Below are 13,210 nucleotides of genomic sequence, written 5' to 3'. Positions count from 1 at the left end.
GGCCAACTCCTCTGCTCCGTCCGCACACTTACCGATCGACAGCCGACAGTACCGGCTTGCGGAGGTCGAAGAGGTGCCGCGTGCTGTGGGCCACGAAGGGGCCTTCCGCCTGGATGCGGTCGTGCAGCTCGCGCAGCCGCGGACGGTACGCCGCCACGGTGAAGCCGGGGACCATCCACACCACCTTCCGCAGGAAGTGGACGACCGCGCCGATGTCGTGGAACTCCATCCGCAGCCGTTCCGCGCGCAGCTCGACGACCTCGAGCCCCGCCGCCTCGGCCTCGGCGCGCTCCGCGTCGGGATGGCGGGCGTTCCTGACCTCCTCCGGCTGCGCCCCGAGGAAGTACTCGACGACCTCGAAGACGCTGGCGGGCCCCACATGCTGGGCGAAGTACGAGCCGCCGGGGCGCAGCACGCGGGCGATCTCGTCGAAGTGCGCCTTGACCGGGTGACGGCTGGTGACCAGGTCGAACGCGGCGTCCGCGAAGGGCAGCGGGGCGTCCTCCGCCGACGCGACGACCGCGACGCCCCGCGGGTGCAGCAGGGCGGTCGCCTTGGCGACGTTCGCGGGCCAGCCCTCCGTGGCGACGGCGAGCGGGGGCAGGGTGGCGGCGGAGGCGAGCACCTCACCGCCGCCGGTCTGGATGTCGAGGCTCGCCGTGGCGTCCGCGAGCCGCCGCGCCATCGCCTCCGCGTACCGCCACGAGGGCCGCGCCTCGGTGGCCCGCCCCTCGAACCAGGAGAAGTCCCACCCTTCGGTGGGCGCGGCCTCTGCTTCGGCCACGAGGTCGTCGAAGGGGTCGGGGGCTGTGGGGCGGGGATTCGTGGCGCGGGGGTTTTGGCTGTTCCTGTTGGTGTTGGTGTTGATGTTGGTGTTGGTGTCGTTGTTGCTGCTGCCGCCGCTCATGGGGCCATCCTGACATTTACAGGTCCGGCCAGACGTACCCCTCGACGTAGGCGGGCTCGCCCCGGAAGAACCAGTCGGCGAGGTCTCCGATGCGTTCGAGGCAGTCCTCGTAATAGGACTGGGGCGCCGGACGTGGGAAGTCGGGATGCGCGGTCCAGGCCGGGACGGCCGTCGCGACCTCGTAGAAGCCGTCGGCCATCCAGCGGTGGAGCTGCTCGCTCGCCTGGTGGTGCGCGCACGCGATGCGCATAGCCCGCTCCAGACGGGTGAAGGCCTCCCGGTCCCACGTCAGGTCGCACCTCAGCCGCAGCAGAAAACTCCCCTCCTCGGCGGCGAACTCGCGCCGCAGGACGTCCATGGACTTCTCCACGCGGTCGATGGGGTGCCCGATCAACATGGGCCAGTCGGGCCGCCAGCGGGCCAGATACTCGGCGAAGTCGTCCCGCAGGAGCGCGGGATCGGCCGGCTTCAGTCGCAACTGCTGCCGGTGCTCGTCCGCCCACCACACCTCGAAGTCGGCGACCGTGCCTTCCGCCGGCCAGTGCGCCACGTCCCGAGGCATGAGCACGACATCGACGAACCCCTGCACAGGCAGCCCCACGTCCACGAAGATGCCGATCGCTCCGGGGTTCGGCACGTGGGCGACGGTGCCGGTGAGGATCTGCCCGAGGCGCAGGTCGCTTCGGAGCCGGGTCCACTCGGCGTCGGTGATCATCCGCGCATTCTGACATCGGGGGTGGGTCGCGCGTAAGGATCTGTCGCGGTGGCGGGGCGGTCGCGGTCGCCGGCGCGGTGGTGGGGCGGTCGCGGGCAAGCTCAGCCGGTGCTCTCGGTGCTTTCGGTGCTCCCGCTGTCCGTTCCTGTCGCGCCGCGCGGGAAGGAGACCTCGACGCGGCGGTTCTTCTTGCGGCCCTCCTCGGAGCCGTTGTCGGCGATCGGGTAGTCCTCGCTGTAGCCGCGTACCGCGTACGTGACCTCGGGGCCGAGGTAGCTCGCGAGCCTGTCGTGGACGGCTTCCGCGCGCTCCCGGGAGAGCTTCTTGCCGTGGCCGTAGGACCCGAGGTTGTCCGTGAAGCCGAACACCCTTACGTCCGTGGCCTTCTGGGCCTCCGCCTCCTCCGCGATCGCCTTGATGCGGGCGTTCGCGTCCGGGTTCAGCTTCGCGCTGTCCTTGGGGAACAGAACCTCCGCCTGCAACGCGAACTTCACATCGGTGTTGGTGTCCTCACGCCGCTCCTCGCCGCCGAGATCCTCGACGACGGACTTGATGTCCAGCACCTTGGCAGGCGCGAGCGTGGCCCCGTCGGCGAGCTTCAGCCCCGGGCTGTTGGAGTCGACTTCGGGGGGTGGGGAGGTGGTGGTGCTGCCTGGGGGGGCGGAGGGGTCGTCGTCGGCCAGGGCGGCGCCTGACCCGACGAGGAGGATCAGGGCGGTGAGTGTGGCGGTGGCTGTGGTGGTGCGGGGGTGGTGGGGGCGGTGACGGTTGCGGTGGCCTTGGCGAGTCATGGGGTTACTCGCCCTCGGAGATCTCGATGGGGGCGGGGGGCATGGCGCCTACCTGGAAGGTGACCTTCTCGGTGCCTTCCGGTGGGGCGGGGAACTGGGCGAACCAGTTCGTCGTCTGCCCCGAGAGGACACCTCCCGTGAAACGCGTGCACAGGCAACGGCCCTGGGTGTCCCGCAGGATGAGGTACTTCTTCTTACCTTGGGGGTCCACCACGCTGGCTCCTGCCATGGAACCGCCGTTCTTGGTCAGTTCCTTTTCATCACCACGCCAACTGGCCGCCACCCAGGCTTTGCCGCTGCCATTCGTGACGGTCCCCTCAACAGTCAGGAAGCCGCCTTGGTCCCGCCTGGCGGAAGTCACTTTGAGGGTCAGCCCGGCCTCACCCTTGACCTCGGCCAGAACACTCTCGTCCGCCGCTGGTTGGGACTGCTTGTCTTCCTTGGCGTCACCATCGCTCTTTCCGTCGGGTGACGAAGAGCTCTTCTCCGACTCGGGCTCCTCTTCGCCCCCACCACCGCAACCGGCGACCGTGAGGACCAGCCCAGTCGTGATCGCCACAGCGGTCATAGCCCTGCGAGTCTTCATGGTGCGCCGAATGTTCATCGCTACTGCTTCCTTCTTTCGTAGCCGGTCACTCAGCCAGGTGGACAGAGAAGAGAACGGATGCCTCCGGAAGATCGTCCGGTTCGAAGTCGTCTGGATCGAACTCGAAGAGTTCGCCGCCGTCGCAGTCGAACTCCACAGCCTTCTCCGGGTCCACCGACGGGTCCATGTCGCAGCGCGGTTTTATGATGGCAGTGGCATCAGCTGTGGCGTGCTTGTTCTCCGTGCCCGGGATGATCGAGTCACCGACCGTGTAATTGGTCTTGACCGATACCCGGTAACCGGGGAACCCGTTTACTTCCGTCACATCGAAGCCGTTGACCGACGAGTCGTTGTCCGCAGCGAGGGCTGATGCTGCAGCTCCCGCATCGGCGTCGGTGAGCTGGTCACCGGCCAGCCAGCCCAGCCAGTCACCACCCTCCCCGATGGCCAGACCGAGCCCCTCGACCAGTTGGTCCCTGGACTCCTGCGCGGCTGCCAGCGCTGCCGCATCCGCGGCTGACTGAGCACCATTGCGCGCCGAGGCCGCTTGGGCGAAAGCGAAGAACGCGAACGCAACAAAGAGCAGAATCCCCGTCATCCAGATGTAAATGGGGAGAGTCTGCCCTCGGTCGCTCTTGAACTGCGCTCGGCTCACCCGCCGATGACGTTGTTCACCGCGTCGAGGATCGCCCCGGAGATCAGGCCATCGAGGCCCAGCCCGTCGATCAACGTGAAGATCCCCGCAATAAGAATCATCAGCCCCGCATACTCCACAAACCCCGCCCCCGCATCCCGCCCCCTCCCCCGAACCCGGGACGTCACGGAAATCGTCCAGTCGACCCAGACCCTGAGCACGCGTTCCTTCAGCACGACGGCCCCTTCTCTCCCACCCGATACCGCGCCCGATACCGCATCCGATACCGCGCCCTTTGTGGTCAGAGGCAACGTACGCCACACGGCGTGCATCGGCAGCAACTCTGCGCAACGCAAGCGGTATCCGGGGTGCCCGGCCCGCAAGTTGGCGGGTTCTCTTCCCCCTCGGTGAGATCACCATGCACGAAGTCCCCTCCCGCGAACCGTGAACTCGGGTTTGACTGTCCCACATCGAGTTGCATCCGCGAAGAGCTTTCGCGAAGTCGGTGCGACCGAGGCCGTCATCGTTCTCAACGCCCCAGGATGGAGCCGAAGTCGGAGCCCGAGCCGAGGAACATTCCCGCCGCGATCAGGATCATCGTGGCCGGGAGCATGAAGACCAGGGTCACCATCGTCGCCTTGGGGATCGTCTTCGCCGCCCGGCGGCGGGAGTTCTGCGCGTCCGTGCGGCGCATGTCCGTGGCCAGTTGGATCAGCGTGTCCGCGATCGGGGAGCCCAGCTCCTCGCCCTGCTGGAGGGCTGAGACGAACTGGGCCACCTGTTCGGACGCGTTGCGGCGGCGCAGCTCGTCGAAGGCCTGGCGGCGGCTGACGCCCATGTCCATCTGGCGGAGCGTGATGCGTAGTTCGTCCGCCCACGGACCCTCGTACCGTTCCGCCACGCGGTCCAGTGCCTGGCGGAAGCCGAGGCCCGCCGAGACGACGACCGCGAGGACGTCCAGGAAGTCGGGCAGCGTACGGTCGATGACCTCGCGGCGTTCGCGGATCGCCTGCCAGATCAGCGCGTCCGCCGCGACCGCCCCGAAGGCCAGGGTGAGCAGGCCGAAGAGCGGGGAGCCGTTCACGAAGAACACCAGGCCGAGGACGAGGCCGAAGACACCGTAGACCGCGCGGCGCGCCGCGTAGCGGTCTATCGTCAGGCCGCCCGGGTTGCCCGCCATGTCGATCCTGCGGCGCTTGGCGTCGACCCGTTTCCGGCCCATCAGACGCAGGACCAGGGGCGCGAACCGCATGCCGAGGCGGTCCACCGCCGAGCCCGCCACCGAGACGCGTGTCGCGCCGACCTCCAGGGCGACGGCCAGGTCGGAGGGCAGCTTCGCGTCCGCACGGTACATGCGGACGCCCTGGCAGGCGCCGGCCACGGCGAGGCCCATCGCGGCCGCTAGCAGCAAGCCCAGCAACGTAACTCCCTCCCGGGTTCCGGTTTCTAGACTTCGATCTTGCCCAGGCGTCTGATCACGAAGAATCCGACGCCGTACAGGCCCAGCGAGATCAGGATCAGGGTCTGGCCCAGTGGTGAACCGGTCACGCGCTCCAGCGCGCCCTCGTTCGACGAGTTGATCAGCAGCAGAGAACCCAGACCCAGCAGCGGGACCGTGAACGCCGTCGCGTTGACCTCCGAAAGCATCGTGCGGACCTCGCGTCGCGTCTCTTTCCTGTCCTCCAGGGTCTGCGTGAGGTTGCGCAGGGAGTTGACCACCGTGCCGCCCGCCTTGTTGGAGAGGACGAGGGTGGTGACCAGGACGATGAGCTCGCGGGACGGGAGACGTTCCGCCAGTTCGCCCAGCGTGTCGTCGATGGAGCGGCCGAGCGTCAACTGGTCCGCGACATGGGAGAGTTCCTCGCCCGCCGGTGCCTCCAGCTCCTCCGCCGCCATCGCCAGCGACGTGCGCAGCGCCAGACCCGCCGCCGTCGCGTTGGCCAGGATGCGGGCGACATCGGGGAGCTGGTTGATGAAGGCCTCGATGCGTTTCTGGCGCTGCCAGTTGAGGAAGGCGGCCGCTCCCCACACCGCCACGATGCCGGCGATCGGGCCGAAGAACGGGGCCAGCGTCGCCGCCGCGATCAGCCAGAGCGCGGCGACGACGGCGACGACGTAGGTGAAGAACTCGCCCGCCGTGAGGTCCAGTCCCGTCGAGGACAGGCGCAGGTGGATCGCCCGGCCGAGGCGGGTGCGGCGCAGGCGGCGGTCGACGGCGGCGAAGCGGCGGGAGCGGCCGTGCGGGCCGCCGTCCCCCGTGCCGGGGCCGAGCGCGAGCCGGTCGACCAGGGCCTGGCGCTGGGCCCGGCCCGACGCGTACGCGTGGACACCCGCGACGGCCAGCGTGCCGGTCAGGATCGTGGCGCCCAACGCCAGCAGGGCGAGGTCGGTCATCCGATGGCATCCCTTGCGTCCAGTACGTCGATGGCCTCCGCCACCCCGAACGCCGGCGGCACCGGCTCGTTCGCGACGTACAGCTTGTCGGCGATCTCGCGCGGCAGCGGGAGGTGCTCGAACCGGCCGCGCACCACGCGGTCGGCACCCAGCGGGTACGCGACGAAGCGGGTGACCGGCACGATGCGGAACTGCTGGCGGCCGTGCGAGACGAGCAGCACGATCTCGGCGACCTTGCGGGAGCCGTCGCCGTGCCGGGCGAGCTGGATGACGACGTCGACGGCCGAGTTGATCTGGTCCTTCAGGGCCTCGAAGGGGATCTGGACCTCCGACATGGAGCCGAGGGTCTGGAGGCGCATCAGGGCGTCCTCGGCCGTGTTGGCGTGGACGGTGGCGAGCGAGCCGTCGTGGCCCGTGGACATCGCCTGGAGCATGTCGAGGGTCTCGCCGCCGCGGACCTCGCCGACGATGATGCGGTCGGGGCGCATGCGGAGGCTGTTGCGGACGAGGTCGCGGATGGTGATCTGGCCCTTGCCCTCGACGTTCGGAGGGCGCGATTCGAGGCGGATCACGTGCTCCTGCTGGAGTTGGAGTTCCGCTGAGTCCTCGATGGTGATGATGCGCTCGTGGGCGGGGATCAGGCCGGACAGGGCGTTGAGGAGCGTCGTCTTCCCTGTGCCGGTGCCGCCGCTGACGATGAGGTTGAAGCGGGCGCGCACGAACGCGGCGAGCAGCATCAGCATGTGCTCGTCGAGTGATCCGAGGCCGATGAGTTCGGGGAGCGTGTACGCGCGCGGGAAGCGGCGGATCGTGAGCGTGGCGCCGGTCAGGGCGAGCGGCGGGATGATCACGTTGACGCGCTCGCCGGTGGGCAGGCGGGCGTCGACCATGGGATTCGACTCGTCGACGCGGCGGTTGACCGTCGAGACGATGCGTTCGATGGTCTGCATCAGCTGTTCGGCGGAGGCGAAGCGGAGGGGGAGCTGTTCGACCCGGCCCGCGCGCTCCACGAAGATCGAGTCGGGGCCGTTCACCATGATCTCCGTGATGGAGGTGTCGGCGAGGAGCGGTTCCAGTACGCCGAGCCCGAGGGCCTCGTCGACGACGCGGCGGATCAGCTGGGCGCGCTCGGAGGTGGAGAGGACGGGGCCCTCGCGGCTGATGATGTGGCCGAGGACGCGCTCCAGGCGGACGCGGCGGTCCGCCGCCGCGAGCGAGGACATCTCGGCGAGGTCGATCTCCTCCAGGAGCTTGGAGCGGTAGACGGCGACGAGGCCGTCGTCGCGGCTCGGCTCGGTCTGGCGGGTGGGGGCCACGCGGTCGCGCAGGCTCATGTCGTCCTCCAACCTCCTTCTGCCGTACGTGGGTTGTGCGGGTGAGCGGTGTCGGTTCAGTCGGCGTCAGCGGCGTCGGCGGCGTCGTCATCGTTCGGCATCGTGGCCTCCTTGGTCACGCTCCAGTCCGTGTCCACGAAGGGGAGCAGCGTCGGGACCTGGACCTCGACGGTGGCTGTCGTGGTCGCGCCGCCCTGGCTGACGCCGATGGAGGAGGTCAGGCCCCCGTCCATGGCCGCCGCCCCCGCCGCCTCTCCCGAGTCCCCCTGCGAGGCCGCTCGGGCCGCCGCGCGGGCGCCGGAGCCGGCCTGGTTGGCGGCGTAGCCGACGAGGCCGAGCTGGATCGCGGCGAGGCCCACGAGCAGGAGGATCGGCAGGAACCCGGCGAACTCCAGCATGGACACGCCCCGGTCGTCCCACCTCCGTGGCCGTTTCACCCGTCCTCCCCCTCCTTCGCCGCACCCGCCTTCCCGTGGACCTCCCACCCCGCGTCGAAGCCCGGGAAGAACACAGGGACGTCCACCGAGACGCTCGCCTTCCACACCGTGCCCTCGTCCGTGCAGGACACCGCCGCGCCCTGCCAGGCGTCGGGCAGGTGTTCCCGGGCCGCCGCGGAACAGGCGCCCGCCGTGCCCTCCCCCGCCGCGTACGCCGCCGTGGCCGCCCGCGCCGCCTCATCCGCCGCGTTCCCCGCCAGGGAGTACGAGTACCCGTACAGGGCGCACTGCCAGAGGATCGCCATGACCGCCAGCAGCAGGGGGAACATGCCGGCGAATTCGAGGGTGACCGCGCCCCGGTCGCCGCCCGCCGCCTTCCTCCGGAGGGACAGCGCGCCCCGCTTGCCGCCCGTGGCCGACGGGTCCGGTTCGACCAGGCCGAGTTCGCCCGCGAGGCCCCACAGTGCCTGTTTCACCGAGGAACGGCTGTCGAGGTCCTGCATGCGGCCCGCGTCGACGGCGGCCTGCAGTTCCTTGAAGCCGGCGGGCACGGTGGAGCGTGCCGTCCGGGTGCCGGTGACGCGTTCGACGAGGGAGGGCTGGATCTCGGCGGCCTTGCCGTGCCGGTTGACGACGGTGACGGTCTCCTCGGCCTTGCGGATCTGCAGGCGGTCCCAGAGCCGCACCATGCGCTTGGCGGCGCGGACGGCGACCACGTCGGGGGTGACGAGGAGCAGTGCCTGGTCGGCGAGTTCGACGGCGGTGGCGCTCGCCCCGGTGACGTAGGCGCCGCAGTCGACGACCACGACGTCGTAGCGGGCGCGGAGGGCGCCGATGGTCTGGCGGGCGACGCGGTCGGTGACCTCCTCGCCGCGCTCGCCCTCGGCGGGGGCGAGGAGCAGGCCGATGCCGCTCTCATGGGTGTAGACGGCGTCCTGGAGGACGCGGGGCGTGATGTCGGTGATGGCGGCGAGGTCGGCGACGGAGCGCCGGAACTGCACGTCGAGGTAGGAGGCGACGTCGCCGGACTGCAGGTCGAGGTCGAGGAGGGCGACGGAGCGGCCCGATGCGGCGGTGGCCAGGGCGAGCTGGACGGCCGTGACGGTGGTTCCGACGCCTCCCTTGGCTCCGCTGACCGCGACGACGGTTCCCGTCCCGGGGCCGGTGCCCGCGTACACCTCCAGGCTGCCGCTGCCGCTGCCGAGGTGGCGCCGCATGCCCGTGGACCAGGAGGCGGCGGCCTGGACGCGTTCGGCGAGGGCGTCGTAGGCGAGGGGGAGGCCGACGATGCCGCGTGCGCCGGAGTCCATGGCGGCGGTGAGGAGTCCGGGGCCGGTGTCGGCGGTGATCAGGACGACGCCGACCGCGGGGAAGCGCAGGACGAGGTCGCGGATCAGGTCGAGGGCCGGGACGGGGCCGATCCGCTCGTGGACGAGGACGACCTCGGGCAGCTCGTCGACGGACTCGGCGGCGAGCCGCGCGAGGGTGTCGAGCAGGGCCGTGGAGTCGGCGACGGGCAGCGCGGGTTCGGTGTCGGGCAGCTGGCCGGTCAGCGTGGACAGGGCGCGGGCCGCGTCGATGTCGCCGACGGCGGGGAGGATCCGAGTGGTCATACGTGACCTCCTACTTGTCCTCGTCGAGGGTGTACGTCCGGTCGCGGGGCGGCACGGTCGCCTCGCCGCCCGCGCCGACGAGGGCGAGCCTGACGTGTGTGGCGAACGACTCGGCGTACGCGACGCGCTGCGCGTCCGCCGTGCCGAGGGCGAAGGTGATCGGCACGGCTTCCGTGGCCCTGCGGCGCGTACGGTCGTCCTGGTCGGGTTCGAGCGGGGTGAGCTTGCCGACGTCGAGCACCTTGGCGCCCTCCACGATGACTTTGGACTGGTCCTTCGCCTTGTCGGTCTCGCCCTTGAAGGTGGCGTAGATGTTGACCTTCGAGCCCGGTGTGATCTTGCCGGCGACGCCGGTCGCCGCGTCGATCAGGATGGCGATCTCCTGCTGGCCAGGACCGAGTTCGGGGCGTCCGACGATCATGTCGGACTGGAGCAGGGAGCCCTTGCGCAGCTGGGTGACGGCGATCTTGCCGCGGATCTCGCGGAGGTCGGTGACGGCGTTGTCCGACAGCCACCGCTCGGGCATCTCGACCTTCTCGAACTGTCCGGCCGTCAGCTCCTTGTAGGGCGCGATGTCCCCTTTGAGCTTGTACGCGGGGACCTCGGGGCCCACCTTCGAGTTCGCGTCGCGGATCACCGAGAGGACGCCCGCGAAGGCGCCGACCGCGCACAGGACCGACAGGACCAGCAGGATGACGCCGCGGCGCTGGCGTGAGTTCATGGGCCGGACTACCTCGATCGAGTGCGGTTGGCTACGGACAGTGAGCGGGGTGGCGCACGTGCGGTCGTCGGTCGCGTTCGAAGTGCGGGGTCGGGCGGTCGGTCGGTCTCGGCCTAGGTCGCGCCGTGGGGCAGGGCGGTCACGCCTCGTGCGGGGGCGCGCTGCGAGGGGCGTTCGGCGGGCGGCGGCAGCGGGGCGGCGCAGAACGCGCAGCGGTCGCCGATCAGTTCGAGGCCGCACCAGTGGCAGTCGTCGCGGCGGACGGACGACACCAGTTGGTAGAGGACGGAGATGTCCGGGATGGCGGCGGCGAACTCGACGAGTCTGCCGGTGGCCCACCAGCGTTCGGACTCGCCGGGCAGCCGGGCCTCCGTGACCTCCTGGGAGCGCCACGCGGGGGCGAGGGTGTCGGTCACCCAGCCGGGCGCCAGCTTGCCGGTGGCGTAGAGCATCCGCGTGGCGAATCCGGGTCCCGGCAGGTGTGCCTCGTCGCCGCCCGACACCTTCACGAGCTGCGGCCGGGGCGTGGCGAGGACCGCGAACTGGGAGCCGGGCACCCAGGACTTGGCGTGCGACTGGAGGGTCACGTCGATCCTGCCGCGGTCGAGCCTGGCGACGGAGCCGAGCAGGGCGCCCGCGTAGATGTAGTGGGACAGGAGCCGGGCGGCGGAGGCCAGGACGCCGGGACTGAAGTCGCAGACCGACAACTGCCGCAGCTGGAGCGCGAGTACGGCGAGCCCCAGGGGCGGCAGGTCGGAGCGGACGACGGCGATGCGGTCGCTCTCCAGGACGGAGCGGACCGCGTGCAGGCGCTGGGCGACGGACGCGGGCGCGGAGGACGGGCAGAGCGCGATCACGTAGCCGTGGTGCTCGATGAGGGTGTGCATCTCGGTGAGCGCCTGGTCCAGCGAGTACGTGCGCGGGGACTGGACGGCCGACTGGAGGACGGCGGCCGACGGGGTGTGCCGGTCGGGCGACGGCAGCACGAGATCGGGGCCGGTGACTGCTATGGCGGTCGGCAACGCGTACACCCCCGGTCCTCGTGCACTCCTGCCTCAGCACCATATCCACGTCATGGTCGCCTCAACACCCAACTTCCCACTGTTCATGTGGAGGTGAGGTATTCCGGCGGGGTGGCCGGTGGCGCGCGGCCCCTTGACAACCCGATTGGTCTGGACCAACTTGTACGAGCATGCGGCAGCGGCGCCCCCGCTCCCCCGGGCGGCGCCGCGCCCCTCGGCGCGGGTCAGAAGAAGCTGCTCCAGTCCTGGTCGGTGATCTGCTTGACGCACAGCACCAGGAAGAGCAGACCGGCGACGGTCAGCATGCCGTTGCTGAGCCAGCCGTTACGCCATTCCCTGGGTGTGCGCGAGGAGTTGAGGAGCCAGACCAGGGTGAGCGCGAGGAAGGGCATGAAGGCCGCGCCCAGGACGCCATAGAGGATGATGAGGCGGAACGGCTGCCCCTGGAAGAGCAGGATCATCGGCGGGAACGTCAGCCACAGCAGGTACGCGCGGAACGGCACGGACTTCTCATGGGTGCCGGACGCCACCTCCTCGCCGGTCAGCGCCTGGCTCCCGGCACCGACGCGCTGCTTGCGGTAGCGCTCCACGAAGTCGGCGAACATCAGGCTCACGCCGTGCCACACGCCGATCAGCGAGGTGAACGACGTGGCGAAGAAGCCGATCAGGAACAGCTTGGCGGTGGCGTTCCCGTACTCCTTCTCCAGGATGCCGGAGAGCTGGACCAGGCCCTTGTCGCCGCTCGCGATGGCCACGTTCGAGGAGTGCAGGAGCTCCGCGCCGACGAAGAGCATGGAGACGACGAAGATGCCGGTGGTGATGTACGCGACGCGGTTGTCGAGCCGCATCACCTTCATCCAGCCGGTGTTGGTCCACCCCTTGGCGTTGACCCAGTAGCCGTACGCGGCGAGGGTGATGGTGCCGCCGACGCCGCCGATCAGACCGAGCGTGTTGAGGATCGAGTCCTTCTCGTCGGGCAGGACGGGCAGCAGGCCCGCGAAGGCGTCGCCCAGGTTCGGGGTGACGCGGACGGCCAGGTAGACGGTGACGACGAACATGATGCCGACGAGCACCGTCATGACCTTCTCGAAGACGGCGTACTTGTTGAACCAGACGAAGACCAGGCCGACGAGTCCGGTGAGGATTCCCCACCACTTGAGCTCCATGACGTCGGGGAACAGCGCCTGGAGCGGCAGCCCGGACGACGACATGGCGGCCGCCCCGTAGACGTACCCCCAGATCACGACGTAGACGACGAAGAACCACGTCGTCCAGCGGCCGAGGCTCGCCCAGCCGTCGAAGAGGGTGCGGCCGGTGGCCAGATGCCAGCGACCCGCCGCCTCGGCGAGCGAGATCTTGACGACACATCCGATGACCGCAGCCCACAGGAGTGTGTAGCCGAAGTTGCTGCCCGCGATGAGGGTCGCGACGAGGTCGCCCGCGCCGACGCCGGTCGCCGCGACGACGATGCCCGGACCGATGTACTTCCAGCTCGCCTTGCGGGGCTGGGGGGCCGACTCGCCTGCGGAGACGCCACTGCCTGTCGTTTCAGCCATGCCGATCAAGAAAGCGCATCGGGACCCTCCGCACAAGGGGTTGGCCGAAGACAGCGTTGACCGGTGCATGCCACGCACCGAGGATGGGGCGGCGCAACCCGCACCCCCGTAAGCGGTACACACCCCGCACCCGCACGTCGCACTGAACACCCCCCCCCACCCCTGAGGAGACTTCATGCGACTCCGCATACGCGGCAGGAGATCCGCCGCCCTCGCGGCTCTGCTCGCCCTCGCCGTGGCGGCACCCCTCACCGCCAACGCCGCACCGGGCGGCGCCGACCGTGCCCCCCGCGCCGCGGCGACCGCCGCCGACGAGGACACACGCCAGTACGAGATCCCCCTGCGCGACGACCGCGCCGCGCGCACCGCGCTCGCCCGCACCGGCGTCGCGATCGACGAGGTCGACGCCCGCGCGGTGGTCGTCTCGGCGGACGCCGCCGAAGCCGCGGCGCTCCGCGAGGCCGGCTACGAGCTCAAGCCCCTGGCCGGGCCGCCGAAGC

General features: G+C 70.1%; 14 protein-coding genes and 1 pseudogene. 1 reads left to right on the top strand and 14 read right to left on the bottom strand.

Annotation, left to right across the window (positions count from 1 at the left end; genetic code table 11):
* Nucleotides 1-28: 28 nt before the first annotated feature.
* The 14 genes from AB0N81_RS33385 to AB0N81_RS33320 all read right to left on the bottom strand — a co-directional run bounded on the left by AB0N81_RS33385 (nucleotide 29) and on the right by AB0N81_RS33320 (nucleotide 12,710).
* Nucleotides 29-907 (bottom strand): class I SAM-dependent methyltransferase, encoded by an 879-nt coding sequence (locus tag AB0N81_RS33385; RefSeq protein ID WP_365365025.1) that lies wholly within the window; start codon nucleotides 905-907, stop codon nucleotides 29-31.
* Between the two features lie 16 nt (nucleotides 908-923).
* Nucleotides 924-1,622, bottom strand: coding sequence for a hypothetical protein (locus AB0N81_RS33380; RefSeq protein ID WP_365365023.1), 699 nt, complete (start codon nucleotides 1,620-1,622; stop codon nucleotides 924-926).
* A 101-nt stretch (nucleotides 1,623-1,723) separates the two neighbouring features.
* The gene (locus tag AB0N81_RS33375) at nucleotides 1,724-2,413 is read right to left on the bottom strand and encodes an OmpA family protein (RefSeq protein ID WP_365365021.1); all 690 of its coding nucleotides are present in this window, start codon (nucleotides 2,411-2,413) and stop codon (nucleotides 1,724-1,726) included.
* Between the two features lie 4 nt (nucleotides 2,414-2,417).
* Nucleotides 2,418-3,017 (bottom strand): hypothetical protein, encoded by a 600-nt coding sequence (locus tag AB0N81_RS33370; RefSeq protein ID WP_365365019.1) that lies wholly within the window; start codon nucleotides 3,015-3,017, stop codon nucleotides 2,418-2,420.
* 28 nt (nucleotides 3,018-3,045) lie between these two features.
* Nucleotides 3,046-3,654: a pilus assembly protein TadG-related protein gene (locus AB0N81_RS33365; protein WP_365365017.1), complete on the bottom strand. Its 609-nt coding sequence runs from the start codon at nucleotides 3,652-3,654 to the stop codon at nucleotides 3,046-3,048.
* Entirely contained in the window at nucleotides 3,651-3,869 is a 219-nt protein-coding gene (locus AB0N81_RS33360; protein ID WP_365365015.1) for a hypothetical protein, read from the bottom strand. Before AB0N81_RS33360 ends, AB0N81_RS33365 begins: the two co-directional genes overlap by 4 nt.
* Before the next feature lie 293 nt (nucleotides 3,870-4,162).
* The gene (locus AB0N81_RS33355) at nucleotides 4,163-5,053 is read right to left on the bottom strand and encodes a DUF5936 domain-containing protein (RefSeq protein ID WP_365365013.1); all 891 of its coding nucleotides are present in this window, start codon (nucleotides 5,051-5,053) and stop codon (nucleotides 4,163-4,165) included.
* 26 nt (nucleotides 5,054-5,079) lie between these two features.
* Entirely contained in the window at nucleotides 5,080-6,027 is a 948-nt protein-coding gene (locus AB0N81_RS33350; RefSeq protein WP_365365010.1) for a type II secretion system F family protein, read from the bottom strand.
* On the bottom strand, nucleotides 6,024-7,361 hold the full coding sequence (locus tag AB0N81_RS33345) for a CpaF family protein (protein WP_365365008.1): 1,338 nt from the start codon (nucleotides 7,359-7,361) through the stop codon (nucleotides 6,024-6,026). The genes AB0N81_RS33350 and AB0N81_RS33345 overlap by 4 nt, the downstream gene beginning before the upstream one ends.
* A gap of 56 nt (nucleotides 7,362-7,417) precedes the next feature.
* The gene (locus tag AB0N81_RS33340; protein ID WP_365365182.1) at nucleotides 7,418-7,759 is read right to left on the bottom strand and encodes a TadE/TadG family type IV pilus assembly protein; all 342 of its coding nucleotides are present in this window, start codon (nucleotides 7,757-7,759) and stop codon (nucleotides 7,418-7,420) included.
* A 35-nt stretch (nucleotides 7,760-7,794) separates the two neighbouring features.
* Nucleotides 7,795-9,411 carry an AAA family ATPase gene (locus AB0N81_RS33335; RefSeq protein WP_365365006.1) on the bottom strand — a complete coding sequence of 539 codons (1,617 nt, stop codon included), beginning with the start codon at nucleotides 9,409-9,411 and terminating at the stop codon, nucleotides 7,795-7,797.
* A 10-nt stretch (nucleotides 9,412-9,421) separates the two neighbouring features.
* On the bottom strand, nucleotides 9,422-10,132 hold the full coding sequence (gene cpaB, locus AB0N81_RS33330) for a Flp pilus assembly protein CpaB (RefSeq protein WP_365365004.1): 711 nt from the start codon (nucleotides 10,130-10,132) through the stop codon (nucleotides 9,422-9,424).
* A 113-nt stretch (nucleotides 10,133-10,245) separates the two neighbouring features.
* Nucleotides 10,246-11,163, bottom strand: coding sequence for a hypothetical protein (locus AB0N81_RS33325; RefSeq protein WP_365365002.1), 918 nt, complete (start codon nucleotides 11,161-11,163; stop codon nucleotides 10,246-10,248).
* A gap of 215 nt (nucleotides 11,164-11,378) precedes the next feature.
* Nucleotides 11,379-12,710: an Nramp family divalent metal transporter gene (locus AB0N81_RS33320; protein WP_365365000.1), complete on the bottom strand. Its 1,332-nt coding sequence runs from the start codon at nucleotides 12,708-12,710 to the stop codon at nucleotides 11,379-11,381.
* 175 nt (nucleotides 12,711-12,885) lie between these two features.
* Between AB0N81_RS33320 and AB0N81_RS33315 the strand changes: the two are divergent.
* Nucleotides 12,886-13,210 (top strand): annotated as a pseudogene (locus AB0N81_RS33315) (zinc carboxypeptidase); the annotation flags it as partial.

The sequence above is a fragment of the Streptomyces sp. NPDC093510 genome, from assembly GCF_040683555.1.
GTDB lineage: Bacteria > Actinomycetota > Actinomycetes > Streptomycetales > Streptomycetaceae > Streptomyces.
Note: the sequence above shows the minus strand (reverse complement) of the source record. Positions and strands in the feature narration are given on the sequence as shown.

What these genes read in the sequence shown, in the direction of transcription:
- AB0N81_RS33385 (WP_365365025.1), bottom strand. Translation starts at nt 907, where the DNA reads ATGAGCGGCGGCAGCAGCAACAACGACACCAACACCAACATCAACACC.
- AB0N81_RS33380 (WP_365365023.1), bottom strand. Translation starts at nt 1,622, where the DNA reads ATGATCACCGACGCCGAGTGGACCCGGCTCCGAAGCGACCTGCGCCTC.
- AB0N81_RS33375 (WP_365365021.1), bottom strand. Translation starts at nt 2,413, where the DNA reads ATGACTCGCCAAGGCCACCGCAACCGTCACCGCCCCCACCACCCCCGC.
- AB0N81_RS33370 (WP_365365019.1), bottom strand. Translation starts at nt 3,017, where the DNA reads ATGAACATTCGGCGCACCATGAAGACTCGCAGGGCTATGACCGCTGTG.
- AB0N81_RS33350 (WP_365365010.1), bottom strand. Translation starts at nt 6,027, where the DNA reads ATGACCGACCTCGCCCTGCTGGCGTTGGGCGCCACGATCCTGACCGGC.
- AB0N81_RS33345 (WP_365365008.1), bottom strand. Translation starts at nt 7,361, where the DNA reads ATGAGCCTGCGCGACCGCGTGGCCCCCACCCGCCAGACCGAGCCGAGC.
- AB0N81_RS33340 (WP_365365182.1), bottom strand. Translation starts at nt 7,759, where the DNA reads ATGCTGGAGTTCGCCGGGTTCCTGCCGATCCTCCTGCTCGTGGGCCTC.
- AB0N81_RS33335 (WP_365365006.1), bottom strand. Translation starts at nt 9,411, where the DNA reads ATGACCACTCGGATCCTCCCCGCCGTCGGCGACATCGACGCGGCCCGC.
- cpaB (WP_365365004.1), bottom strand. Translation starts at nt 10,132, where the DNA reads ATGAACTCACGCCAGCGCCGCGGCGTCATCCTGCTGGTCCTGTCGGTC.
- AB0N81_RS33320 (WP_365365000.1), bottom strand. Translation starts at nt 12,710, where the DNA reads ATGGCTGAAACGACAGGCAGTGGCGTCTCCGCAGGCGAGTCGGCCCCC.